The organism is Nonomuraea mesophila (genome assembly GCF_004352805.1).
GTDB lineage: Bacteria > Actinomycetota > Actinomycetes > Streptosporangiales > Streptosporangiaceae > Nonomuraea > Nonomuraea longispora.
Genome location: NZ_SMLD01000412.1, coordinates 1 through 650, shown reverse-complemented (window position 1 = coordinate 650; position 650 = coordinate 1). Strand labels below are relative to the sequence as shown.

1 pseudogene is annotated in these 650 nt (G+C 67.4%); it reads left to right on the top strand.

Going from position 1 to position 650, the window contains the following annotated elements:
• Positions 1–556: pseudogene (locus E1295_RS48330) on the top strand (RNA-guided endonuclease InsQ/TnpB family protein); the annotation flags it as partial.
• Between the last annotated feature and the right edge of the window lie 94 nt (positions 557–650).

The following is a 650-nucleotide window of genomic DNA, read 5'->3' as shown; positions in this document are numbered from 1 at the left end:
GCAGCAGGCGCTGCGCCATCTTCAGACGGGTTTTGCCAACTTCTTCGCCAAGCGCGCCAAGTACCCAACGTTCAAGACCAGGAGGAAGTCGCGGGCGTCGGCGGAGTACACCCGTTCGGCGTTCCGCTGGCGCGAGGGGCGGTTGACGCTGGCGAAGATGGACGCCCCGTTGGCGGTCGTGTGGTCGCGTCCGCTGCCTGAGGGCGCGGAGCCGTCCACGGTCACCGTGTCGAAGGACGCGGCGGGCCGCTGGTTCGTGTCCCTGCTGGTGGAGGAGAAGATCACCCCGCTCGCTCCGGTGGAGCACGCGGTGGGTGTGGACGCGGGCATCACCGCGCTGGCCACACTCTCGACCGGCGAGAAGATCGTCAACCCGCGTCACGAGCGCCGCGACAGGCGCAGGCTGGCCAAGGCTCAGCGGGCGCTGGCCCGCAAGGCCAAGGGGTCGAACAACCGGGCCAAGGCCCGGCTCAAGGTGGCCCGAGTGTACGCCAGGATTACTGACCGCAGAAGGGACCACCTGCACAAGGTCACCACACGGCTTGTTCGCGAGAACTGTGAGGATGGTGGTGTGCCGCTTCGAGCCCTGGCTTGACTCGCGCGAGAACAGACCATGGTGTCTTGGCTTGGATCTGTCGGCCGGGGTTTCG